The organism is Streptomyces sp. NPDC001406, assembly GCF_042895285.1.
Lineage (GTDB): Bacteria > Actinomycetota > Actinomycetes > Streptomycetales > Streptomycetaceae > Streptomyces.
In genome coordinates, this window is record NZ_JBIAWG010000003.1 from 393,927 (window position 1) to 417,589 (window position 23,663).

Below are 23,663 nucleotides of genomic sequence, written 5' to 3' on the forward strand. Positions count from 1 at the left end.
CGGCCCTCCGTCACCCCCGGGACCACGCCGCCGCGATCCGTGCCGCCAGGCGTACGTTGCCCCGGACCGCCGCCAGGTTGGCGCTCAGCGAGGCTCCGTCCGTGTGCCGGACCAGGTAGTCGAGCAGGAACGGCGTCACGGCCTGCCCGGTGACGCCCTCCTCCTCGCACGCGTGCAGCGCATCCTCCAGCACACGCGCGTGCAGGGCGGGATCGAGCTGCTCCTCCTCGGGGACGGGGTTGGCGACGATCAGCGCCGATTCGGGCACGCCGAGCGCGTCCTGAGCCCGCATGACACCGGCCACCTCCTCCGGGCTCCGCAGCGTCCAGTCGACCGGGTGCCCGGAGTCGGACAGATAGAAGCCGGGGAACCGGTCCGTGCCGTATCCGGCGACGGCCACACCCAGCGTCTCCAGGCGCTGCAACGTGGCCGGCACGTCCAGGATCGACTTCACCCCCGCGCACACCACCGTGATCCGAGTGCGCGCCAGCAGCCCCAGGTCGGCGGACTCGTCCTGCGTCACCGTCCACTCCCGGTGCACACCGCCCAGCCCACCCGTCGCGAACACCCGGACCCCCGCCAGTGCCGCCAGCAGCGCGGTCGCCGACACCGTGGTCGCACCGCTCACCCCCGCCGACACGGCGAGCGGCAGATCGCGGTGGCCCAGCTTGCGGATCCCGTCCTCGTTGGCGACCCGTTCCAGCTGCTCCTTGTCCAGGCCGACGTGCGGCCGGCCGTCCAGCACGGCGATCGTCGCGGGTACGGCCCCCTCCCGCCGTACCGCCTCCTCCAGCTCCAGCGCCACCCGCAGATTGCGCGGGCGCGGCAGCCCGTGCGCGATGATCGTGGACTCCAGGGCCACCACGGGTCGACGCGCGTCGATCGCCTCCCGTACTTCTTCGGACACCATCAGCACCACGCGCCTGCCTCCTGTCGGTCGGTTCTCCCTCATCCCTGGCGGGCCGTACGTCCCGTTAAACGCTTGCGACCTGTGGGGACTGCCACCAGCCTGGGCGGCATGACCAACAACACGACACGTCTCGACCATGTCGTCCTGTGGGTGAACGACCCGGTTGCCGCGGCCGACTTCTACGAGAAGGCGGTCGGCCTGGAGCCCCTGAGGGTCACCGAATTCACCGAGAAGAAGACGTCCTTCCCCTCCGTGCGCGTCAACGAGGAGACCATCCTCGACCTGGCCCCGCTCACCATGGCCGAGCGCATGAAGATGCTGCCCGGCTCCGTGGAGAGCGCGGGCCACCCCGTCAACCACGTCTGCCTGTCCCTGCCGTCCGACCGGTTCGACGCCCTGCGCGCCCGCCTGCAGGACAACGCCGTCCCCGTCTCCGACATCGCCCACGACGCGTACGGAGCGCGCGGAAAGGCCATCCGCAGCTTCTACTTCCGTGACCCGGACGGCAACGTCTTCGAGGCACGGCACTACGAGTAGCCGGCGCACCCGAGCCGTCAGAACAACGGCTCGGGCAGCACTCCCTCCAGGGCGAGCAGCTTCCGCTTGGTCTCCAGCCCGCCCCCGAACCCGCCAATGCCGCCGTCGCTCTCCACGACCCGGTGGCACGGCACGACGACGGGCAGCGGGTTGGCGCCCATCGCCGCGCCCACCGCCTGCGCCGCGCCCGGCTGACCGACCCGGCCGGCCAGATCGCCGTACCCGACGACCGAGCCGTACGGGACGCCGCTCGCCAGCTCGCGCAGCACCTGCCGGTTGAAACCGGAGATCATCGACCAGTCCAGGGGCAGCTCGAAGTCGTGCCGCTCGCCCGCGAAGTACGCCTCGACCTGGCGTATCGCCTCGGCCAGCAGCGGCGATCCTGGCGCCTCGACGGGCTCGGTGCCCAGCCGGGCAGCCAGCCGCTCCAGCGACCGGTCGCGCACCGCGTCGGTGGCGTGGAACACGACGTTGACCAGGCCGTCGCCGGTCGCCGCAAGGAGCAGCGGACCGATGGCGGTGCCCACGACGGTCCACACGACCTGCTGCTCGTACTGCCCGTGGCTGTCCATGGGCCACACCGTACGACCCGCCACTGACAACGCCCGTCGGCCGGCTCAGTAGCCGGTCAGCGCCGCCCACACCACGTCGGGCTTGTTGGTGATGACGCCGTCGACGCCGTACCGCGTGACGGTCCAGGCGGTGGCCGCGTCGTTGACGGTCCAGGTGTACACGCCGAGCCTCCTGCCGTGCGGACCGTGGAACGCGTGCACGGTGGCGACATAGCTGCCGGAGATGGTCCCGTACGACGGGTTGATCAGATCGGTGAACCGCGCGTACCGGTACAGGTCGCGCAGCGGCGGTGTGCCGAGGAAGCCGGTCGTCAGGCCGGGCTTCAGATCGTGGACGATGCGCAGACTGTCCGCGCTGAAGCTCTGCACGATCAGGCGGCCCAGGTGCGGCCTGTCCAGCCAGCCCTCGTTGCCGAGGAGCTTGAGGGTCTGCTGCTCGATGCCCGGGTACAGCTCGGGGTTCTTGATCTCCAGGAGCAGTTTCTCGTGGTTGCTCTCGACCCGGCTCATGTACTGCTTCAGGGTCGGCACGTGCGTGCCCGCGTACCCGGGGCCGAACCAGCTGCCCGCGTCCAGCCGGGCGATCTCGGCGGCGGTGAAGTCCTTCACCTTCCAGGGCGCCCGGCCGGGGAACACCTTCTCGACGTTCGTGGTGCGTTTGAGGCTGTCGTCGTGGATGACGACCAGTACGCCGTCCTTGGTGCGCTGCACGTCGTTCTCGACCCAGGAGAAGCCCAGCCGGGCCGCCTCGTCGATGGCGGGCAGGGTGTTCTCGGGAGCGTAGGCGGAAGCACCCCGGTGGGCGATGATCCGGGGCTGTTCGCCGACGTCGCCGGCCCGGGCGTCGGGAGTGGGCGCCAGCAGGGTGGCCGTCCCCAGGAGCGCGGTGGTCGTGGCGGCAACGGCGCGCGCGTGCATGCGTACTCCTCGCGTCGAGCGAATACGGACAGCACCAGAGTGACAGCAGAGCGTCAACAGGAGGGTGGCGCCGGACGGCCACGGAATGAATGGAGTTCCCCAAGTCCGCACACCGGTGCCGCACAAGTGGGGCAGGGGCGTGATTCTTTGCCGGAAAATCGTTCGACCATTCCGGTGGGGGTCATACTCTCCTCGTCAACCCTGACCGCTCGGAGCGGTCCTGGGACGGGGGCGAATTTCAGGTATTCCGGGACGCAAAGGGTGAAGGGCAGCCGCGCATGCAGGGCACGGTCGACGGATTCACGTACGGGATCGTCACCCCGCTGGTGGCCTATCTGATGGCCTGCCTCGGTGGAGCCCTCGGCCTGCGCTCTACGACCAGAGCCATGCTGGTGACCCAGTCCTGGCGCCCCGCCTGGCTCGTCCTCGGCTCGGCCGCGATCGGCTCCGGCATATGGACCATGCACTTCGTCGCCATGATGGGGTTCACCGTCAAGGAGACACCGATCCACTACGACAAATCGATGACGTACGCGAGCCTGGGCATCGCCGTCGTCATGGTGGGGATCGGGATCTTCATCGTCGGCTACCGCGGCGCCACCGGGACGGCGCTGTTCACCGGCGGCACGGTCACCGGTCTGGGCGTCGCCTCGATGCACTACCTCGGCATGGCCGGCCTGCGCCTCAACGGAAGCCTCCAGTACAACACGGTCACCGTCGCCGCCTCCGTCGTCATCGCGGTCGTGGCCGCCACCGCCGCCCTGTGGGCCGCGGGACAGGTGAGGGGCTTCCTGTGGAGCGTCGGCGCGAGCCTCGTCATGGGGCTCGCCGTCAGCGGCATGCACTACACCGGCATGGCCGCCCTCAGTGTCCATCTGCACGGCACCGGTTCGACCGCCTCCGGTGAGTCGCCCGCGGCCCTGCTCGGCCCCATGCTGATCGGCCCTCTCGTCTTCCTCCTCCTCGCGGGCGTCGTCGTGATGTTCGATCCGCTGATGGTCATGGGCAAGCCCGACTGGACCCGTGTCGAGCACAAACCGGGCATCCCGGCCGGCGCCGTCGTCCCGTCCCCGGGCCGCCGGCCGCAGGCCCGCCAGCAGGGCCACCGCGGTTCCCGCACCCCGCAGAACCGGTGATCGGGACCGGTTGTCAGTGCGGGGTCGTACGGTGGATCCATGCGGCCCGTTTCCAACATCGAACGCACGGTGGCGCCCTTCGAGGTCGTCAGCTCCTACCAGCCCAGCGGCGACCAGCCGACGGCCATCGCCGACCTGGCCAGGCGCATCGAGGCCGGTGAGAGGGACGTCGTCCTGCTCGGCGCGACCGGCACCGGCAAGTCCGCCACCACCGCGTGGATGATCGAGAAGCTCCAGCGCCCCACGCTCGTGATGGCGCCGAACAAGACGCTGGCCGCCCAGCTGGCCAACGAGTTCCGCGAGCTCCTCCCGAACAACGCGGTCGAGTACTTCGTCTCGTACTACGACTACTACCAGCCCGAGGCGTACGTCCCCCAGTCGGACACCTACATCGAGAAGGACTCCTCGATCAACGAGGAGGTCGAGCGACTGCGGCACTCCGCGACCAACTCGCTGCTCACCCGCCGCGACGTCGTCGTGGTCGCCTCGGTCTCGTGCATCTACGGCCTCGGTACTCCGCAGGAGTACGTGGACCGCATGGTCCCCCTCAAGGTCGGTGACGAGATCGACCGCGACGAGCTGCTGCGCCGCTTCGTGGACATCCAGTACACCCGCAACGACATGGCGTTCAGCCGAGGCACCTTCCGTGTCCGCGGCGACACCATCGAGATCTTCCCGGTGTACGAGGAGTTGGCCGTCCGCATCGAGATGTTCGGCGACGAGATCGAGGCGCTGTCCACCCTGCACCCGCTCACCGGCGAGATCATCAGCGACGACCAGCAGTTGTACGTCTTCCCGGCCTCCCACTACGTCGCCGGCCCGGAGCGCATGGAGCGCGCCGTCAACGACATCGAGAAGGAGCTGGGCGAGCGCCTCGCCGAGCTGGAGAAGCAGGGCAAGCTCCTGGAGGCCCAGCGGCTGCGCATGCGGACCACGTACGACATCGAGATGCTCCGCCAGATCGGCTCCTGCTCCGGCGTGGAGAACTACTCGATGCACTTCGACGGCCGCCTGCCCGGCTCCCCGCCCAACACCCTGCTCGACTACTTCCCGGACGACTTCCTCCTCGTCATCGACGAGTCGCATGTCACCGTGCCGCAGATCGGCGCCATGTACGAGGGCGACGCCTCCCGCAAGCGCACTCTCGTCGAGCACGGCTTCCGGCTTCCCTCCGCCCTGGACAACCGCCCCCTTAAGTGGGAGGAGTTCCAGGAGCGGATCGGGCAGGCCGTGTATCTGTCGGCGACCCCCGGCCCGTACGAACTGTCCCGCGGGGACGGCGTCGTCGAGCAGATCATCCGCCCCACCGGTCTCGTCGACCCGGAGGTCGTGGTCAAGCCCACCGAGGGGCAGATCGACGACCTGGTGCACGAGATCCGCAAGCGCACCGAGAAGGACGAGCGCGTCCTGGTCACCACGCTCACCAAGAAGATGGCCGAGGACCTCACCGACTACTTCCTCGAACTCGGCATCCAGGTGCGCTATCTGCACAGCGACGTCGACACCCTGCGCCGCGTCGAGCTGCTGCGTGAACTGCGCTCCGGCGAGTTCGACGTGCTGGTCGGCATCAACCTGCTCCGTGAGGGCCTCGACCTGCCCGAGGTGTCCCTGGTGGCGATCCTGGACGCCGACAAGGAGGGCTTCCTGCGCTCCGGCACCTCGCTGATCCAGACCATCGGCCGCGCGGCGCGCAATGTCTCCGGTCAGGTCCATATGTACGCCGACAAGATCACCCCGGCGATGGAGAAGGCCATCGACGAGACCAACCGCCGCCGCGAGAAGCAGGTCGCCTACAACAAGGCCAACGGCATCGACCCGCAACCGCTCCGCAAGAAGATCAACGACATCGTGGCGCAGATCGCGCGCGAGGAGGTCGACACCGAGCAACTGCTCGGTTCCGGCTACCGCAGGACGAAGGACGGCAAGGGAGCCAAGGCCCCCGTCCCCTCGCTCGGCGACAAGGCGGCCAAGGGGGCGAAGGCCAAGTCGGCCAAGGGCAAGGCCCAGGAGAAGGCCACGGTGCCGACGGACCGCCCCGCGAGCGAACTCGCCGAGCAGATCGAGGAGATGACGGAGCGGATGCGCGCCGCCGCCGCGGACCTCCAGTTCGAGATCGCGGCCCGGCTGCGCGACGAGGTCTCCGAGATGAAGAAGGAGCTGCGCCAGATGCGGGAGGCCGGTCTGGCCTGACCTCGCAGTCAGTGCCGGACCCCGGCGCGTGCGCAGAGTGTTGCAACACCGACACAAACCGCGGGCCGGGGTTCGGCTGTGTCGGAGCCCGTGACTAGGGTTCTGGTCAACCGCAAGCAGTGCGGCAACAGGGGAAATCCGAGAGGGGAACCAGCCGTGTCCGTCAACATGACCAAGGGTCAGGCCATCAGCCTGGAAAAGAAGGATGGGGGCACCCTGACCGCGGTCCGTATGGGTCTCGGCTGGCAGGCGGCACCCAGGCGCGGGCTGTTCGGTTCGCGCACGCGGGAGATCGACCTGGACGCCTCGGCGGTGCTCTTCGCGGAGAAGCAGCCGGTCGACGTCGTCTTCTTCCGCCATCTCGTGAGCGACGACGGCTCCGTGCGCCACACCGGCGACAACCTCGTCGGCGGCGTGGGCCAGGGCGGTGACGACGAGGCCATCCTCGTCGACCTGGCGCGCGTCCCGGTCCACATCGACCAGATCGTCTTCACCGTGAACTCCTTCACGGGCCAGACCTTCCAGGAGGTGCAGAACGCGTTCTGCCGCCTGGTCGACGAGACCAACGGGCAGGAACTCGCGCGCTACACCCTGGCGGGCGGTGGCGCGTACACCGCGCAGATCATGGCGAAGGTGCAGCGGGTCGGCGCCGGCTGGACGATGACGGCCCTGGGTACTCCGGCCAACGGCCGTACCTTCCAGGACCTGATGCCGGCGATCCTGCCGCACCTGTAGGACCGCCGGAGGGCCCGGCGAGCGGCACACGACAACAACGACACAGGGGGAAGGCGATGACGGCCGAGCTGGTGCGGGGGCAGAACCACCCGCTCTCGCAGGTCCGGCTCGAGATCCGGGTCTCGGCCGGTGTGCCCGTCGTGGCGGCGGCCACGCTGAGCGACGACAACGGCAAGGCGCGCGGCGTCGAATGGGTGGCGCATCCGGGCGCGCCCGCGCTCCCCGGGCTCGAGGTCTCCAGGCAGGCGGCGGCCGACCATCGCCTTGCGGTGGACCTGGCCGCCATGCCGGAGGCCGTACATCGCGTCAATGTGCTGCTTGCCCTGCCCGAGGGGGTGGGAGGCCCGACCCGTTTCGGCGGCGTCCCCGCCCCCTCCGTCGCGGTCACCGGCCTCGACGGCACCGGGATCGCCAGTTTCACCCTCACAGGCCTGGACGCCGAGTCGGCCGTCGTCGCCCTGGAGCTGTACCGCAGACAGGGCGCCTGGAAGGTGCGTGCCGTCGGCCAGGGCTATGCGGGCGGCCTCGCCGCGCTCCTCACCGACCAGGGCCTGCCCCAGGCCGTGGAACTCGCGGGCAGCATCCACGAGGCGGTGGCCCGGGGCGTGGCCCGGTCCGTCTCGGCGCCGCCATCGCGTCCGTCGGACGCCGACCGGTCCCGCCGGACGGCGCCCTCCGCACCGGGCCCGGCCCCACAGGGCACCCCGGACCCCGTGCCACCTCACGGCACACAAGGTCCGTACGGCGGCCAGGTGCCCGGCAACGCGTTCCCCGCGCAGCCCGACTCCACCGCTGCGCAACAGGCGGCGCCCACCGGCGGCCCGGTCGACTACACCCACCCGAACCGCCGGCACTCGACCCCGCCCCCGCCTCCGCCGCAGGCACCCCCCGCCCCGCCCGGACAGCCCGCCGTGCCCGTCGCCGGTGACGCGGCCGGCTGGTCCATGGACGAGCGGCTGTACAACCAGGTCTGGGGCATGTTCGAGGACCTGGCCCGCACCACGGCCGCGTACCGCAGCGCCGTCGACTTCGCCGAATCCCGTATGGACAAGGAGCTCGACCAGGTCCTGTCGGACCCGCGCAACCGGCTCGGCTCCTCGGGCGACGCCGAACGCGAGGCGGCCGGTGCCAAGCGGGCCCGGCTCGTCGGACAGGCGAGAGCGGTGCTCGACCGTGATCTGGCCCAGCTGACCGCCGAGTGCGAGGTGGTCGAGCATGCGCTCCCGCCGGCGTACGCACGCTGGGACAACCCCGTCTGGCATGCCTACCGCGTGCCGACGGAGTCCCCGATGGCCCTGCGCCTGGGCGACCTCCACCTGCCCGAGAGCGCTCCGTTGCGCGTCCCGATGCTGGTCCGGCTGCCCATGGAGCGGGGCCTGTGGATCGACAGCGGCCCGAGGACGGGCCTCGACGATTCCTTCCCGGACCCCGGCGCGCTGCGGCACCTCGCGATGGAGACGGCGGTGGCACTCGCGGTCCGGCTGCTCGCGGTCCACCCTGCGGGGGAGTTCGCCGTGCATGTGATCGACCCGGCCGGTTCGGGGGCCCAGGCACTGGGGCCGCTGACGCGCAGCGGTGTGCCGGCGGCTCCGCCCGCGACCGGCGCCGCGGGCGTCGCGGACGTGCTGGGCCGGCTCACCCAGCGCGTCGACCTGGTGCAGATGGCGCTGCGCGGTGGCGCGGCCGAGTCGTTGCCGCCGGGCATCGACATCGCGCAGCAGCTGCTGATCGTCAATGACTTCCCGCACGGCTTCGACGACCGGGCGGTGAACCAGCTGCGCTATCTCGCGGACGAGGGGCCGTCCGTCGGCGTGCATCTGCTGATGGTCGCGGACCGTGAGGACGCAGCCGCCTACGGCCCGCTGCTCGACCCCCTGTGGCGATCGCTCATGCGACTCACGCCGGTTCCTGACGACCACCTCGCCGACCCGTGGGTCGGGCATGCCTGGACGTACGAGCCGTCGCTCGTCCCGCCCGGCAGCGAGGTGCTCCACCGGGTGCTCGCACAGGTGGCCGCGGCCCGCACCAAGTACACGTAAAGTGCCTTCGAGCAGGGATTTTGACCTTTTCTTTGCCAATGGCTTTACCTTTCCTTGGTGATTGGGGTACTGTTTTCCGCACGGAGGGGAGTACTCCCTGTCTGCTGCGGCGTACCCGTCAATACGGATCAGGCCTGATCCCGGGGCGCCGGCCCCTCGTGGGCGGAAGAGACCTCCGGCAGCGACGACGCTGACTGTTTGCCGTTACGTTCTGCTACGTACTGCCGGAGGCGCAATGGATGTTTCCGTGACCCTGTGGGTCCTCACCATCGCGGGCCTGGCCGCCCTCGTCGCGGTCGACTTCTTCATCGGCCGCAAGCCCCATGACGTGTCCATCAAGGAAGCCGGAATCTGGACGGTCGTCTGGATCACCCTGGCCGGTCTCTTCGGCCTCGGTTTGCTCGTCTTCTCGGGCGGTCAGCCCGCCGGCGAGTTCTTCGCGGGCTTCATCACCGAGAAGTCGCTGAGCGTCGACAACCTCTTCGTCTTCGTCCTGATCATGGCGAAGTTCGCGGTGCCCTCGCAGTACCAGCAGCGGGTGCTGCTCGTGGGCGTGCTCATAGCGCTGGTCCTGCGGGCCGTGTTCATCGCCGCGGGAGCCGCGATCATCGCCGGCTTCTCGTGGGTCTTCTACCTCTTCGGCGCCTTCCTGATCTGGACCGCCTGGAAGCTGGTCCAGGAGGCCCGGGCCGACGAGGAGGGCGAGGAGTACGAGGAGAACAAGCTGCTGAAGGCGGCCGAGCGCAGATTCGGCGTGGCCGACCGCTACCACGGCACCAAGCTGTGGCTCCAGCAGAACGGCAAGCGCGTGATGACGCCGATGCTGGTCGTGATGCTCGCGATCGGCACCACGGACGTGCTGTTCGCACTCGACTCGATCCCCGCGATCTTCGGCCTGACCCAGGACCCGTACATCGTCTTCACCGCCAACGCCTTCGCCCTGATGGGCCTCAGGCAGTTGTACTTCCTCATAGGCGGCCTGCTGAGGAAGCTGGTGCACCTCTCGTACGGCCTGTCCGTGATCCTGGGCTTCATCGGCGTCAAGCTGGTGCTGCACGCATTGCACGAGTCCGGGGCGCACGTCCCGGAGATCAGCACTCCGGTCTCGCTCGGCGTGATCTGCGTGGTCCTGATCGTCACCACGGTCACCAGCCTGCTGGCGTCCCGGAAGCAGGTGGCGCTCGAAGCGGCGCGGGTGCCCGGCGATGGCGCTCCGAAGGACAGCGTCGACGTCTGACCGCGACGGACGTAGAAACAACGGTCCCCGGGAGTGGTGCGGGGTGATTGCCGCGCATCGCTCCCGATGCTTCGTTGGGGGGCAGAGCGCGTCCCCGGCCGGGGACGCCGCCGCCCCGGTGGAGGCATCCATGAAGTTCGTCCAGATCATCGACTTCGAGACAGACCGCATCGAGGAGATGCGGGCCCTGTCCGAGGACATGGAGAAGCGCTTCGCGGGCCGCGAGAACAGCCCCACGCGCCGTCAGATCCTCGCGGACAGGAATCAGCCGGGCCGCTATCTCGCGGTGATCCAGTTCGACTCCCACGAGGAGGCCATGCGCAACAGCAGTGACCCCGAGACGAGCAAGTTCGCCGAGCAGATGGCCGCGCTGTGCACCCGGCCGCCGGCCTTCACCGACTGCGACGTCGTGGAGATGAGCGACTTCACATAACCGGGACCGAAAGCCGCACCACCCGGGGGCCCGTGCCGCGTCGGCGCCGGGCCTCCGGCACCGGAAAGAGCCGGAATGCGAACACCGTACGCCTCTGCCACGATCGCAGCATGATCGCTCGGCTCAGGTGGCTCACCACTCAGTGGACGCTCCTCGTGCCGGTGCTCGCGGTCGTCGTTCTCGTCTTCATCTGGGGGCGCCACCTGCCCGGCGTGCTCGTCGCGCTGGTGAGCGTGATCCTTGCCGTGTCCGTCCTGGCCGCCGTCCATCACGCCGAGGTGGTCGCCCACCGGGTCGGTGAACCCTTCGGCTCCCTGGTCCTCGCCATCGCCGTCACGATCATCGAGGTCGCCCTGATCGTCACCCTCATGGTCGACGGCGGCGCCAAGAGCGCGACGCTGGCCCGGGACACGGTCTTCGCGGCGGTGATGATCACCTGTAACGGGGTCGTCGGCCTGTGCCTCCTCGTCGCCTCACTCCGCCACGGCACCGCCGTCTTCAACCCCGAGGGCACCGGCGCCGCCCTCGCGACCGTGGCGACCCTGGCCACGCTCAGCCTGGTGCTGCCGACGTTCACCACCAGCAAGCCGGGACCGGAGTTCTCCGGCGTACAGCTGACCTTCGCCGCGCTGTCCTCGCTGATCCTGTACGGCCTGTTCGTGGCCACCCAGACCGTGCGGCACCGTGACTACTTCCTGCCCATCACCCGGCAGGGCGAGGTGATCACCGCGGACGACCACGCCAAGGCGCCGTCCGCCCGCACCGCCTGGATCAGCCTCGGCCTGCTGGGCCTCGCTCTGATCGGGGTCGTCGGCCTCGCCAAGGGTGTCTCGCCCGCGATCGAGTCCGGAGTGCAGGCTGTCGGCCTGGACCAGGCCGTCGTCGGAGTGGTCATCGCCATGCTCGTCCTGCTCCCGGAGACGATCGCCGCGCTGCGCTCGGCGCGCCGTGACCGGGTGCAGACCAGCCTCAACCTCGCGCTCGGCTCGGCGATGGCCAGCATCGGCCTGACCATCCCCGCGGTGGCCCTCGCCTCCATCTGGCTCTCCGGTCCGCTCGTCCTCGGCCTCGGCGCCACCGGGATGCTGCTGTTCGCGCTGACCATCGTGGTGAGCTCCCTGACGGTCGTGCCCGGACGGGCCACGCCGCTGCAGGGCGGCGTGCACCTGGTGCTGTTCGCCGCGTATCTGGAGCTGGCGATCAATCCGTAGCGGACCTCACCCGCCCGTCGCCGGACCACCCGTCACGCCCGCGGCGGGTTCCATCGCCGCCACCGGCACCGGGCGGGTCTCCGGCAGCAGCGCGAAGCACCCCAGGCTGAGCAGCGCGATCCCCGTCAGATACGCGCCCACACCCCACGGAACGCGTCCGCCGCGCTCCGCGAGCGTCGTCGCCACGATCGGGGTGAGCGCGCCCCCGAGGACCCCGCCGAGGTTGTAGCCCACCGCGGCTCCCGTGCACCGCACCCGCGGCTCGTACAGCTCCGGCAGATAGGCGGCGATCACCGCGAACATGGTGATGAACGCTGCCAGCGCCAGCAGGAAGCCGAGGAACATCAGCAGCGGCTCGGCCGTCGCCAGCAGCGCGACCATCGGGAACATCCACACGGCGATGGCCGTGCACCCCGCCAGGCACAGGGGCCGCCGCCCGTAGCGGTCGCCGAGCAGCGCCATCACGGGCGTGAGCGCCCCCTTCACCACCACGGCGGCCATGATGCAGGTGAGCATGACGGTACGGCTCACCCCGAGCCGCTCGGTCCCATAGGCCAGGGACCAGGTCGTCACCGCGTAGAACACCGCGTACCCGACGGCAAGCGCCCCGGCCGTCAGCAGCACCAGCCGCCAGTGGTGCCGTACGACGTCGACGAGCGGCACGCGCGCGTGGTCCTCGATTTCGAGGAACCGGGGGCTCTCGGTGAGCGAGGAACGCAGCCACAGACCGGCCACGGCCAGCGCCCCGGCCGCCCAGAACGGCACTCGCCATCCCCACTGCGCGAACTGCGCGTCGGACAGCGTCGCCGACAGCACCAGCATCACGCCATTGGCGAGCAGGAAGCCGATGGCGGGCCCGATCTGCGGAAAGCTCGACCACAGCGCACGTCGCCCGGCGGGCGCGTGTTCCGCGGTCAGCAGCACCGCCCCGCCCCACTCCCCGCCGAGCCCCAGCCCCTGCAGGAAGCGCAGGACGAGCAGCAGCAGGGGAGCGGTGACGCCGATCGAGCCGTACGCCGGCAGACATCCGACCGCTACCGTCGAGGCACCGGTCAGCAGGAGCGAGACGACGAGAACGGGCCGCCGCCCGCGCCGGTCCCCGATGTGCCCGAAGAGCATCGAGCCCAGCGGCCGGGCCACGAACCCCACCCCGAACGTCCCGAAGGCCGCCAGCGTCCCCGCCACGGGTGAGAACGTCGGGAAGAACAGCGGCCCCAGGACGAGGGCCGCCGCCGTCCCGTAGACGAAGAAGTCGTAGAACTCGATCGCGGTCCCGGCGAGGGAGGCGGCGGCCATCCGCAGCATGGAGGGCGCCCTTACGACGCGTACATCGTGCATGCCGCGTCAACTACCCACGGTGACCACTGGTTACGGGGCGCGGGGGAGCGCGGCCCGCGTCAGTAGGTGACGATGATGCGCCGGGCCGGTCCGTCCACGCGGATCACGCCCCCGTAGGGGACGACGACTTGGGGATCGGTGTGGCCCAGATCCACATCGAAGACGACGAGCATGTTCGGCGCATATGTCTTCAGCGCGCGCTCTACGGCCTCACGCTGCTCCGTCGCGTAACGCGCCGCCTCCTCCAAAGTGTTGGGCCGCTCGAAGGACCAACTCTTGGGGCGGCCCATCAGCAGGGCGGAGAACCGTTGCAGCAGGCCACGCTCGCCGAAGTTGCGCAGGGTCCGGAAGACCTCCGCGGCGCTCGGCAGTTCCTCGGAGGTCTCCAGGAACAGGACGCCGCCGTCGTACTCCGCGAGGTCGTGCGAGACCTCGCGGTCGGCCATCAGCAGCCACCCGAGGATCTCCAGGTTTCCGCCCCAGCCACGGCCCTCGACGACCCGCTCGGCGTTCCGCCAGGTCCAGCCGGTGCCGGGGCGGGACGGCGGTTCGGCGTCGAAGGTGGCGGGGTCGGCCCAGTCGCGGTCGACGTCGTTCCAGCGCTCGGCGGGCCGGAGTTCGTACTCGCCGGAGGTGAACAGCGCGGCCCTGAAGGACTCGGCGGTCTGCGGGTGCAGGGCGCCGGGGCGGCCCAGCTCGCACATCACCGTGGCACCGTGGTAGCCGACGATCCCGGCATTGCGCAGGTACGCGAGCAGGTTCGTGTTGTCGCTCATCCCGAAGAAAGGCTTCAGGTTGGCCCGGATCAACTCCCGGTCCAGCAGCGGCAGTACCGTGATCTGGTCCTCGCCGCCGATCGTGGCGATGACCGCCTTGATGTCCGGGTCGGCGAAGGCCGCGTGGATGTCGTCGGCGCGGTCCTGCGGGGACGTGCCCATCTTCCTGGTCGTCGGGTACTCCACCGGCACGAGGCCGTACTCCTCGCGCAGCCGCCGCAGACCCAGTTCGTAGGGCCGTGGGAAGAGTTCCGCCAGCCCGGACGAGGGGGAGATGACGGCTATGCGGTCGCCCGGCTCGGGCTTGGGAGGGTACGAAGGCGTCGTCATGCCGGGAGAGTACGGGCCCTCGTCTCCTCACCGCACCGTGATAAACCGGGTCTGAGCAGCGGTCCCTTGTCGACCGCCCACCCGAACGGACCGGAGGAACCGTGCCCCGCACCCTGGCCAACGCCCCGATCATGATCCTCAACGGGCCCAACCTCAATCTGCTCGGCCAGCGTCAGCCGGAGATCTACGGCTCCGACACGCTCGCCGACGTCGAGGCCCTGTGCGCCAAGGCCGCGGCGGCGCACGGCGGGAGGGTGGACTTCCGGCAGTCCAACCACGAGGGCGAGTTGGTGGACTGGATCCACGAGGCGCGGCTCCACCACTGCGGGATCGTCATCAACCCCGGCGCCTACTCGCACACGTCCGTCGCGATTCTGGACGCACTGAACACCTGCGACGGCATGCCGGTCATCGAGGTGCACATCTCCAACATCCACAAGCGCGAGTCGTTCCGGCACCACTCGTACGTCTCCCTGCGCGCCGACGGCGTCATCGCGGGGTGTGGCGTGCAGGGATATGTGTTCGGCGTGGAGCGGGTGGCGGCGCTGGTGGGGGCCGCACAGGCCGACGCATAGCGTTTGAAAAGGCGACTGATGCCCTATGGGCACCGACGCCTCACAGGTGCTGACGTCCTCATAGGTGCTCAGGCCTGGGCCGCCGGCCGAGGGCGGGGTTCGGAAGGCCGGCGGCCCATACCGCGCAGGAGCCGTCATCCTGTGCGGGGCTGCTTCCAGTTGACTGCGCGGCAACGTGCACCGGGAGCGCGCGCGGGTCACCGGCGCGTGCGAATGATTCACACGGGGCGCGCGCAACGCGCTTGCGCGGGGCGCGCGTACGAAGTTCGCGCCGGGCCCGGCGTCCCGGCCGGGGCCGCACTCACCACCCGCGCGCGTGCCACTCCGGCAGATGCGGGCGCTCGGCACCCAGCGTGGTGTCGTTGCCGTGCCCCGGGTAGACCCAGGTCTCGTCCGGCAGTGCGCCGAAGATCTTCGTCTCGACGTCATGGATCAGACTGGCGAAGGCCTTGGGATTCTTGCGCGTGTTGCCCACGCCGCCCGGGAACAGACAATCCCCGGTGAAGACGTGCGGGTGGCCGTGCGGGTCGTCGTAGACCAGCGCGATCGACCCCGGCGTGTGTCCCACCAGATGGCGCGCGGTGAGCTCCACACGCCCCACCCGGATCACATCACCGTCGTCGACCAGGACATCGGTCGGCACCGGGATGCCGGGGGCGTCCTCCCGCCCGGCGTACGTACGCGCGCCCGTGACCGCCACGACCTCGCCGAGCGCCTGCCAGTGGTCACCGTGCTGGTGCGTGGTGACGACGGACGCGATGCCGTCGTCACCGATCATGCCGAGCAGTGTCTGCGCCTCGTTGGCGGCGTCGATCAGCAACTGCTCGTCCGTGGCCCGGCAGCGCAGCAGATAAGCGTTGTTGTCCATCGGGCCGACCGCGATCTTGGTGATCATCAGGTCCTTCAGCTCGTGCACGTCCGCCGGTCCGCCGACCGTCACCTCACCGCTGTACGTCATGGCGGCAGCCTATAGCGGGGGAGCGGACCGGGCGGCGTCCACGTGCTACAGCGGGGGGAGCGTCGGCAGTCCGCCGCCCTTCACCGTGAGCCCCGAGCCGTCCCGGCGACCGGCCAGCCAGCCGAGGAGATCGGCGGCGGTGCCCTCCACCGCGATCGGGCCGCCCGGCGCGCCGCCGCCCGTGGTCCAGGTGCGGCCGCCGTCGGCGACCAGAGCGGTCGAGGGCACGCTCGCGTGTCCGCCGAAGCGCTCCGCGAGGAAGTCGATCTCCCGCTCCGTGAACTCCGCCGGAAGATCCTCCAGCTCGTACCCGATCCCCAGGTCCACATGGTGCAGCTCGACCTCGACCCACCGCCGGAACGGCAGCCGCGACGCCGAGTCGGTGACCCCGTTGCGCAGCTCCACCGTGCGCGCCCAGTCCGCGGGCGCGGCCCCGGCCGCCTGGAAGCGCGCGCCGCTCTCGCGCAGGTCGGCGAGCTGGACGTCGAGGGCGCGCGGGGCGTCCCGCTCGATGTCGGCGTCCCGGGCCTCCCCCGATGCGTACATGGGGCGCCCTTCGAGGACGTTCACCAGCGCGTCCGCGTTGCGGGCGAGGTGGGCGAGGACGTGGCCGCGGCTCCAGCCGGGCAGCCGTGACGGCTCGGCGGCGGACGCGTTGTCCAGTGCGGCGGCTGCGGTGAGAAGCCGTTCGGTCGCGTCACGTACAGACGCCAGGTCACGCGCGTGATCAATCATGAGGCCGACCCTAACCTCGCCACTCCTTCGGGTGAAGGTGGCGGCTCAGCGCCGCAAATCGAATGTGCGTGCTATATGGTCGGGTGCGGCGTCGGGCATGCTGGATGGCCGGGGATTGTTTACCGGACCGGGAATCCGACCGGCGTTGTCAGTGGCTCCCCCTAGTCTGGAGAACGACGGGGGCCCCGCCCCTGTCACTTCTCTCAAGAAAGGTGCGGACCGGCGTGGCCGACCGTCTCATCGTCCGTGGCGCGCGCGAGCACAACCTGAAGAATGTCTCGCTCGACCTGCCACGCGACTCGCTCATCGTCTTCACGGGCCTGTCGGGTTCGGGCAAGTCCTCGCTGGCGTTCGACACGATCTTCGCCGAGGGCCAGCGGCGTTACGTGGAGTCGCTCTCCTCGTACGCCCGTCAGTTCCTCGGCCAGATGGACAAGCCGGACGTCGACTTCATCGAGGGCCTCTCCCCGGCGGTCTCCATCGACCAGAAGTCGACCTCGCGCAACCCGCGCTCGACGGTCGGCACCATCACCGAGGTCTACGACTACCTGCGGCTGCTCTTCGCGCGCATCGGCAAGCCGCACTGCCCCGAGTGCGGCCGCCCCATCTCGCGCCAGTCGCCGCAGGCGATCGTCGACAGGGTCCTGGAGCTGCCGGAGGGGAGCCGCTTCCAGGTGCTCTCCCCGCTGGTGCGCGAGCGCAAGGGAGAGTTCGTCGACCTGTTCGCGGACCTCCAGACCAAGGGCTACAGCCGCGCGCGCGTGGACGGCGAGACCATCCAGCTCTCCGACCCGCCCACCCTGAAGAAGCAGGAGAAGCACACCATCGAGGTGGTCGTCGACCGCCTCACGGTGAAGGACGCCGCCAAGCGCCGGCTCACCGACTCCGTGGAGACCGCCCTCGGCCTGTCCGGCGGCATGGTCGTGCTCGACTTCGTCGACCTCCCCGCGGACGACCCCGAGCGCGAGCGCATGTACTCGGAGCACCTGTACTGCCCGTACGACGACCTGTCCTTCGAGGAGCTGGAGCCGCGCTCCTTCTCCTTCAACTCGCCCTTCGGCGCCTGCCCCGAGTGCACCGGCATCGGCACGCGCATGGAGGTCGACGCGGAGCTGATCGTCCCGGACGAGGACAAGTCCCTCGACGAGGGCGCCATCCACCCCTGGTCGCACGGGCACACCAAGGACTACTTCGGCCGCCTGATCGGCGCCCTGGCGGACGCGCTGGGATTCCGTACGGACATCCCCTTCGCCGGTCTGCCGCAGCGGGCCAAGAAGGCCCTTCTCTACGGCCACAAGACGCAGATCGAGGTCCGCTACCGCAACAGGTACGGCCGCGAGCGCGTGTACACCACGCCCTTCGAGGGTGCCGTCCCGTTCGTCAAGCGGCGGCACAGCGAGGCCGAGAGCGACGCCAGCCGCGAGCGCTTCGAGGGCTATATGCGCGAGGTGCCCTGCCCCACCTGTCAGGGCACGCGCCTGAAGCCGATCGTCCTCGCGGTCACGATCATGGACAAGTCGATCGCCGAGGTCTCCGCGATGTCCATCAGCGACTGCGCGGACTTCCTGGGCGAGCTGAAGCTCAACGCCCGCGACAAGAAGATCGCCGAGCGGGTGCTGAAGGAGGTCAACGAGCGGCTGCGGTTCCTGGTCGACGTCGGCCTGGACTACCTCTCGCTCAACCGCGCGGCCGGCACGCTCTCCGGCGGCGAGGCCCAGCGCATCCGCCTGGCCACCCAGATCGGCTCCGGCCTGGTCGGCGTCCTGTACGTGCTGGACGAGCCGTCCATCGGTCTGCACCAGCGCGACAATCACCGGCTGATCGAGACCCTGGTCCGGCTGCGCGACATGGGCAACACGCTCATCGTCGTCGAGCACGACGAGGACACCATCAAGGTCGCCGACTGGGTCGTCGACATCGGCCCCGGCGCAGGCGAGCACGGCGGCAAGGTCGTGCACAGCGGCTCGCTCAAGGAACTGCTGGCCAACGCCGAGTCGCAGACCGGTCAGTATCTGTCCGGCAAGAAGTCGATCCCGCTGCCCGACATCCGGCGCCCGCAGGACCCGTCCCGCCGGCTCACGGTGCACGGCGCCCGCGAGAACAACCTGCAGGACATCGACGTCTCCTTCCCGCTGGGTCTGTTCACGGCCGTCACGGGCGTGTCCGGCTCCGGCAAGTCGACGCTGGTCAACGACATCCTCTACACGCACCTGGCCCGCGAGCTGAACGGCGCGAGGAACGTCCCGGGCCGGCACACGCGCGTGGACGGCGACGACCTCGTCGACAAGGTCGTGCACGTCGACCAGTCGCCCATCGGCCGCACCCCGCGGTCCAACCCGGCGACGTACACCGGCGTCTTCGACCACGTCCGCAAGCTGTTCGCCGAGACGACCGAGGCGAAGGTCCGCGGCTATCTGCCCGGCCGCTTCTCCTTCAACGTCAAGGGCGGCCGCTGCGAGAACTGCGCGGGCGACGGCACCATCAAGATCGAGATGAACTTCCTCCCGGACGTCTACGTCCCGTGCGAGGTCTGCCACGGCGCCCGCTACAACCGGGAGACCCTGGACGTCCACTACAAGGGCAAGTCCATCGCCGACGTGCTGAACATGCCGATCGAGGAGGCGACGGAGTTCTTCGAGGCCGTCCCCGCGATCGCCCGCCACCTCAACACGCTGAAGGACGTCGGACTCGGCTATGTCCGGCTCGGCCAGTCCGCGACCACCCTGTCCGGCGGTGAGGCGCAGCGCGTCAAGCTCGCCAGCGAACTGCAGAAGCGCTCCACCGGCCGCACGGTCTACGTCCTGGACGAGCCGACCACCGGTCTGCACTTCGAGGACATCAGCAAGCTGCTGCAGGTCCTGTCCGGCCTGGTCGACAAGGGCAACACGGTCATCGTCATCGAGCACAACCTCGATGTGATCAAGACCGCCGACTGGGTCGTCGACATGGGCCCGGAGGGCGGCGCCGGCGGCGGTCTCGTCGTCGCCGAGGGCACGCCGGAGGAGGTCGCCGGGGTCCCGGCCAGCCACACCGGCAAGTTCCTGCGCGAGATCCTCGGCGCCGACCGGATCAGCGACGCGGCGACGGTGCCGGCCCAGCGCAAGACGGCGGCCAGGAAGACGGTCGCCGCCAAGTCGACGGCGAAGAAGACGGCCACGGCCCGCACGACCAGGACCGCCAACAACACGGCGACCGAGAAGGCGGCCGCGGTCACCAAGAAGGCGGCACCCGCGAAGAAGACGACGCGGGCACGGAAGGCGTGAGCCGGCCGGCGGCCACGTCCTGACGAATCATCGGAAAACGGCGCCCCGCGGGAACTCCCCGCGGGGCGCCGTTCGTTCCACCAGCAGCCACCCTGGCCCTGGAGGGTGTGGAAAGTGATCTAGAACTCCCCGAGTTCGGCGGCGAACGGCGGTTCCGCCCCCGCCCGTGAACAGGTCACCGCCGCCGCACGCGCCGCGAACCGCAGCAGCCGCGTCCAGCCGTCGGCGCCCAGCCCGGCCAGCGCCTCGGCCGAGAGGGCGTCCTGCGCGGACAGGCCGTGCAGCAGCGCCGCGTTCACCGTGTCGCCGGCGCCGATCGTGTCGACGACCTCGACCTTCTCGCCCGGCACGGAGTGCTCCGCGCCGTCCCGGGTGAAGACGGTGAGACCGTCGCCGCCCCGGGTGATCACCACGGCCGAGGGGCCCGCGGTCAGCCACTCGCGCGGGGTGCCGCCCAGCCACTGGGCGTCCTCCTCGGAGACCTTGAGCAGCGTCACCGACGGCAGCCAGTTCCTGAAGCGCGCCCGGTAGGCATCCGCGTCCGGGATCAGGCCCGCCCGGATGTTCGGGTCGAGCGCGGTGAAGAGTCCCTGCCCGGCCGCGGTCCGCATCAGCTCCTCGTAGGCGCTCGCCCCCGGCTCCAGGACGAGCGAGCAGGTCCCGAAGGACACCGCGCGTGCCGTGGCCGGGAGCTCGGCGGGGGCAGTGAACAGCCGGTCGGCGGTGCCTTCGACATAGAAGGAGTAGGCGGCGGACCCGTTCCCGTCGATCGTGGCGACCGCGAGGGTGGTCGGCTCCGTGCCGCGCTGCACGCCGGAGACGTCCACGTCGGCCCGGCGCAGCCCGTCGAGCAGGGCCTCGCCGAAGGCGTCGTACGAGGTGCGGGAGCAGAAGGCGGTGGGGGAGCCGAGACGGCCGAGGGCCACGGCCGTGTTGTAGGGGCCGCCGCCGAGTGCCGGCTTCAGGCCCGCCAGGGCGCCCGCGCCCTGCGGTACGAGGTCGATCAGTGCCTCACCGGCGACGACGATCACGAGTCGCTTCCTTTCCTGGACTGGTCGGCGGCCCGCTCGGGCCGCTCCGGGCAGCCGCACGACGTGCGGTGGACGAAGGTGCAGGGCAGCCGCACGGTCCGGGCGGGCCGGTCCGGCGCGGCCAGGCGGTCGAGCAGTACCCGGACGGCCTGCGCGCCGATCTCCTTGCTGGGCTGGGCGATCGCGGTGAGCCGGGGCGAGAACAGGTCCGCCCAGGCGAAGTCGTCGAAGCAGCACAGGGCGATGTCGTCGGGCACGCTCAGGCCGCGTTCGCGCAGGGCGCGCAGGGCACCGATGGTCATCGCGTTGTTGGCGGTGATCAGTGCCGTCGGCGGGGCGGGAAGGGAGAGCAGGTCCGAGGTGGCCCGCTCGGCGCGCGCCGACTCGGAGTTGCCCGGGGCCACGAGGCGTTCGTCGTGGGCCAGGCCGGCGGCGGCCAGGCCCTGCCGGTAGCCGGTGATCCGCTCGCCGGTGGTGCTGAGCCCGGGCAGGCCCGCGACCAGGCCGATCCGGCGGTGGCTCCGTTCGGCGAGGTGGGTGACGAGCCGGGCCATCGGGTCGGTGTTCTCGGCGCAGACCTGGTCGAAGCGCGGGGCGTTGTCGGTGTGGGCGTCGATCACGCGGTCCAGGAACACGGTCGGCACGGCGTGGCGGCCCAGATAGGCGACGAGCTCCCGAGGGTCGGCGGAGGGCGCGACGATCATGCCGTCCACGCGTCGCTCGTGCAGGAGCTGAACGACCTTGCGTTCGTGCTCGGGGTCGTCGTGCGGGTCGGCGATGAGCAGGCTGTAGCCCTCTTCCAGGGCGGCGGCCTCGACGCCCTGGAGGATCTCCGTGAAGTAGGGATTGCTGATCGCCGAGACCGCGAGCCCGATGGAGCGGGTGCGGGAGGTCACCAGGGAGCGGGCGAGCGTGTTGGGCGTGTAGCCGAGCTCGTCGATCGCGTCCAGCACCGCCCGCCGGGTGTGGGGCAGCACCGGACGCGTGCCGTTCAGCACGTGGGAGACGGTCGCCACGGAGACTCCGGCGCTCCGTGCGACGTCGGCCATGGTGGGCATCGGGTTCCTTCCCTGGGCCGCGGTGGCCTTCTGGCGGGGAAGGTATCCCATCCGGCGGCGCGCGTAAACGCTTGCGCAAACGTTTACGTCCCTGCCTTGCGTCCCCCTTGTGCCCACTTCCCGTCCACTTCGACCCGCTCCGGCCCGTGATGACCGCCCCAGGTATCGTCGGCCTGCACCACCCGCCCCCGAACAGTGGAGACACCCGATGTCCGCCCGACCCCCAGCGAGCCGCCGTACCGTCCTTCGAGGGGCCGCCGTCACTCCGCTCGCCGGCCTCGCCCTCACCGCCTGTGCGGGGGTCGGGGGCGGTGTCACCGCGGACGCGACGCCGACCGCGCCCGTCGAGCTCGGCGCCGAGAGCGAGGTCGCCAAGGGGAGCGCGAAGCTGTACCGGGACCACAACGTGGTGGTCAGCCGGGACGGGAACGGCACGCTCAAGGCGTACAGCACGATCTGCACGCACGCCGGGTGCGCCATCAACAAGCTTCAGGGGACGACGCTGATCTGCCCGTGCCACGGGAGCGAGTTCGATGCCGTGACCGGAAAGGTCGTGCAGGCCCCGGCCACGGTGCCGTTGAGCGAGCTGCCGGTCAAGGCCACGAACGGCAAGATCATCGCGGGTCCCGGCGCCTGATCACCGGATGAGCGGGGGAGGCCGTCACTCCCAGTCCCAGCCGATCCCCACGATGCCCGGCCGTACCCGCGGCTCCACCAGGTGCACCGAGCGGTGCGGCCCGCTCAGGGTCAGCTCCTGACGGCCGCTGCGCGGAGCGGCCGGCGAGTGCTGGGCGAACCGGTGGCAGCGCACCGGCAGGGCGGTCGGGTCGAACCGCACCTGGAGCGCGTACTGACCGCCGGGAAAGCCGAAACCGCGCAGGTACTCGCGCGAGAGCCCGGCCGTGCCGTCCTCGACGGCGTACCGGAAGAGGAAGGTGTCGCCGGACCGCAGCCGGGTGCCGAAGAGCAGCTCGGCGACGAGCACGCCGGTGTCCCGGTCCAGGCGGACGCGTCCCGTGCGGCAGTTCTCCAGGGCGTGCACCGCCATGCGCTCCGGCGCGCAGCCCGGGTCGCCGTGGTGGATGGCCACGAAGCGGTCGACGCCGTCGCGGTGGGCCCGCACGATGTGGTGCGACTCGCGGCCCGCCAGCTCCCGGCGGGCTCCGATCCGTACCCGCTCGTGGTGTCCGAGGGTGTGCAGCCCGCCGTCGAGGGACCAGCCCAGCTCGGCCAGGAGCCGCTCCAGGACGTCCGAGGCCTCGATCATCGAGCGGTACGACCGGGCCGCCGGGCGCTGCCCGGCCGAGCGGCCGTCCGCCTCGGCCAGCAGCCGGATCAGTGACTCCTCGGGCAGCTGCAGGATCTCCTCCAGTGCCCTTACGGCGCGCAGCGACTCGGGGCGCTGGGGGCGGCGGGCGCCCTGCTGCCAGTAACTCAGACTCGTCACGCCCACCTTGACCCCGTACCGCGACAGATGGTGCTGCACCCGCTGGAGCGGCAGTCCGCGGGCGGCTATCGCGGCGCGCAGCGCGACATGGAAGGGGCCGCCCCGCAGGGCCGTGTCCAGTTCCGCGGTGCCGACGTCCGCGTGCTCTATGGCGTGCCGCATGCGCAGGGGCCTTTCTGTGAAGGTTCACTCCGGCTGGTCAGACCGTTCGCGCGGGTCTCCGGGGCCACCCCG

The 23,663-nt window shown here is 70.4% G+C and carries 21 protein-coding genes; 11 read left to right on the forward strand and 10 right to left on the reverse strand.

Annotated features, from left to right (window positions below; genetic code table 11):
* Nucleotides 1-10: 10 nt before the first annotated feature.
* Nucleotides 11-916, reverse strand: coding sequence for a pseudouridine-5'-phosphate glycosidase (locus tag ACFY1J_RS09180; protein WP_390731025.1), 906 nt, complete (start codon nucleotides 914-916; stop codon nucleotides 11-13).
* Between the two features lie 102 nt (nucleotides 917-1,018).
* On the opposite strand from ACFY1J_RS09180, the gene ACFY1J_RS09185 reads away from it, so the two are divergent.
* Nucleotides 1,019-1,447 carry a VOC family protein gene (locus ACFY1J_RS09185; protein ID WP_363297198.1) on the forward strand — a complete coding sequence of 143 codons (429 nt, stop codon included), beginning with the start codon at nucleotides 1,019-1,021 and terminating at the stop codon, nucleotides 1,445-1,447.
* A 17-nt stretch (nucleotides 1,448-1,464) separates the two neighbouring features.
* Here ACFY1J_RS09185 and ACFY1J_RS09190 read toward each other — a convergent pair whose 3' ends face one another.
* Together ACFY1J_RS09190 and ACFY1J_RS09195 are read right to left on the reverse strand one after the other, a co-directional pair.
* Nucleotides 1,465-2,019, reverse strand: a complete 555-nt coding sequence (locus tag ACFY1J_RS09190) for a methylated-DNA--[protein]-cysteine S-methyltransferase (protein WP_390730957.1) — start codon at nucleotides 2,017-2,019, stop codon at nucleotides 1,465-1,467.
* A gap of 45 nt (nucleotides 2,020-2,064) precedes the next feature.
* Nucleotides 2,065-2,937 (reverse strand): glycerophosphodiester phosphodiesterase, encoded by an 873-nt coding sequence (locus ACFY1J_RS09195; protein ID WP_390709019.1) that lies wholly within the window; start codon nucleotides 2,935-2,937, stop codon nucleotides 2,065-2,067.
* A 278-nt stretch (nucleotides 2,938-3,215) separates the two neighbouring features.
* Between ACFY1J_RS09195 and ACFY1J_RS09200 the strand changes: the two genes are divergently transcribed.
* The 7 genes from ACFY1J_RS09200 (at nucleotide 3,216) to ACFY1J_RS09230 (ending at nucleotide 11,918) form a co-directional block, all read left to right on the forward strand.
* Nucleotides 3,216-4,073, forward strand: coding sequence for an MHYT domain-containing protein (locus ACFY1J_RS09200; protein ID WP_390709018.1), 858 nt, complete (start codon nucleotides 3,216-3,218; stop codon nucleotides 4,071-4,073).
* A gap of 39 nt (nucleotides 4,074-4,112) precedes the next feature.
* The gene (gene uvrB / locus ACFY1J_RS09205; RefSeq protein WP_390709017.1) at nucleotides 4,113-6,263 is read left to right on the forward strand and encodes an excinuclease ABC subunit UvrB; all 2,151 of its coding nucleotides are present in this window, start codon (nucleotides 4,113-4,115) and stop codon (nucleotides 6,261-6,263) included.
* Between the two features lie 156 nt (nucleotides 6,264-6,419).
* Nucleotides 6,420-6,998 carry a TerD family protein gene (locus ACFY1J_RS09210; RefSeq protein ID WP_363297204.1) on the forward strand — a complete coding sequence of 193 codons (579 nt, stop codon included), beginning with the start codon at nucleotides 6,420-6,422 and terminating at the stop codon, nucleotides 6,996-6,998.
* A 56-nt stretch (nucleotides 6,999-7,054) separates the two neighbouring features.
* Nucleotides 7,055-9,037 carry a TerD family protein gene (locus ACFY1J_RS09215; RefSeq protein ID WP_390709016.1) on the forward strand — a complete coding sequence of 661 codons (1,983 nt, stop codon included), beginning with the start codon at nucleotides 7,055-7,057 and terminating at the stop codon, nucleotides 9,035-9,037.
* A 235-nt stretch (nucleotides 9,038-9,272) separates the two neighbouring features.
* Nucleotides 9,273-10,274, forward strand: coding sequence for a TerC family protein (locus tag ACFY1J_RS09220; RefSeq protein ID WP_390709015.1), 1,002 nt, complete (start codon nucleotides 9,273-9,275; stop codon nucleotides 10,272-10,274).
* Nucleotides 10,275-10,404: 130 nt separating this feature from the next.
* Complete coding sequence (locus tag ACFY1J_RS09225) at nucleotides 10,405-10,707, forward strand: hypothetical protein (RefSeq protein ID WP_363297207.1); 303 nt, start codon at nucleotides 10,405-10,407, stop codon at nucleotides 10,705-10,707.
* Between the two features lie 110 nt (nucleotides 10,708-10,817).
* The gene (locus ACFY1J_RS09230) at nucleotides 10,818-11,918 is read left to right on the forward strand and encodes a calcium:proton antiporter (protein WP_390730958.1); all 1,101 of its coding nucleotides are present in this window, start codon (nucleotides 10,818-10,820) and stop codon (nucleotides 11,916-11,918) included.
* A 6-nt stretch (nucleotides 11,919-11,924) separates the two neighbouring features.
* On the opposite strand, the gene ACFY1J_RS09235 is transcribed toward ACFY1J_RS09230, so the two are convergent.
* Together ACFY1J_RS09235 and ACFY1J_RS09240 are read right to left on the reverse strand one after the other, a co-directional pair.
* Nucleotides 11,925-13,223 (reverse strand): MFS transporter, encoded by a 1,299-nt coding sequence (locus ACFY1J_RS09235; protein WP_390709337.1) that lies wholly within the window; start codon nucleotides 13,221-13,223, stop codon nucleotides 11,925-11,927.
* Between the two features lie 92 nt (nucleotides 13,224-13,315).
* Nucleotides 13,316-14,362 (reverse strand): S66 peptidase family protein, encoded by a 1,047-nt coding sequence (locus tag ACFY1J_RS09240; protein WP_390730959.1) that lies wholly within the window; start codon nucleotides 14,360-14,362, stop codon nucleotides 13,316-13,318.
* 101 nt (nucleotides 14,363-14,463) lie between these two features.
* Here ACFY1J_RS09240 and aroQ point away from each other — a divergent pair, with 101 nt between their 5' ends.
* The gene (gene aroQ / locus ACFY1J_RS09245; protein ID WP_390709012.1) at nucleotides 14,464-14,937 is read left to right on the forward strand and encodes a type II 3-dehydroquinate dehydratase; all 474 of its coding nucleotides are present in this window, start codon (nucleotides 14,464-14,466) and stop codon (nucleotides 14,935-14,937) included.
* A 301-nt stretch (nucleotides 14,938-15,238) separates the two neighbouring features.
* On the opposite strand, the gene ACFY1J_RS09250 is transcribed toward aroQ, so the two are convergent.
* On the reverse strand, nucleotides 15,239-15,895 hold the full coding sequence (locus ACFY1J_RS09250; RefSeq protein WP_390730960.1) for an MBL fold metallo-hydrolase: 657 nt from the start codon (nucleotides 15,893-15,895) through the stop codon (nucleotides 15,239-15,241).
* A 45-nt stretch (nucleotides 15,896-15,940) separates the two neighbouring features.
* Nucleotides 15,941-16,630: a maleylpyruvate isomerase family mycothiol-dependent enzyme gene (locus ACFY1J_RS09255; protein WP_390730961.1), complete on the reverse strand. Its 690-nt coding sequence runs from the start codon at nucleotides 16,628-16,630 to the stop codon at nucleotides 15,941-15,943.
* Between the two features lie 224 nt (nucleotides 16,631-16,854).
* Here ACFY1J_RS09255 and uvrA point away from each other — a divergent pair, with 224 nt between their 5' ends.
* Nucleotides 16,855-19,893, forward strand: coding sequence for an excinuclease ABC subunit UvrA (uvrA, locus tag ACFY1J_RS09260; protein ID WP_390730962.1), 3,039 nt, complete (start codon nucleotides 16,855-16,857; stop codon nucleotides 19,891-19,893).
* A gap of 119 nt (nucleotides 19,894-20,012) precedes the next feature.
* Here the strand turns inward: uvrA and ACFY1J_RS09265 are convergent, their stop codons facing one another.
* Entirely contained in the window at nucleotides 20,013-20,924 is a 912-nt protein-coding gene (locus tag ACFY1J_RS09265) for a carbohydrate kinase (protein ID WP_390730963.1), read from the reverse strand.
* Nucleotides 20,921-21,982 (reverse strand): LacI family DNA-binding transcriptional regulator, encoded by a 1,062-nt coding sequence (locus ACFY1J_RS09270; protein WP_390730964.1) that lies wholly within the window; start codon nucleotides 21,980-21,982, stop codon nucleotides 20,921-20,923. The genes ACFY1J_RS09265 and ACFY1J_RS09270 overlap by 4 nt, the downstream gene beginning before the upstream one ends.
* A 208-nt stretch (nucleotides 21,983-22,190) precedes the next feature.
* Between ACFY1J_RS09270 and ACFY1J_RS09275 the strand changes: the two genes are divergently transcribed.
* Nucleotides 22,191-22,619: a Rieske (2Fe-2S) protein gene (locus ACFY1J_RS09275; protein WP_390730965.1), complete on the forward strand. Its 429-nt coding sequence runs from the start codon at nucleotides 22,191-22,193 to the stop codon at nucleotides 22,617-22,619.
* A gap of 24 nt (nucleotides 22,620-22,643) precedes the next feature.
* On the opposite strand, the gene ACFY1J_RS09280 is transcribed toward ACFY1J_RS09275, so the two are convergent.
* On the reverse strand, nucleotides 22,644-23,591 hold the full coding sequence (locus ACFY1J_RS09280; protein ID WP_390709005.1) for a hypothetical protein: 948 nt from the start codon (nucleotides 23,589-23,591) through the stop codon (nucleotides 22,644-22,646).
* Between the last annotated feature and the right edge of the window lie 72 nt (nucleotides 23,592-23,663).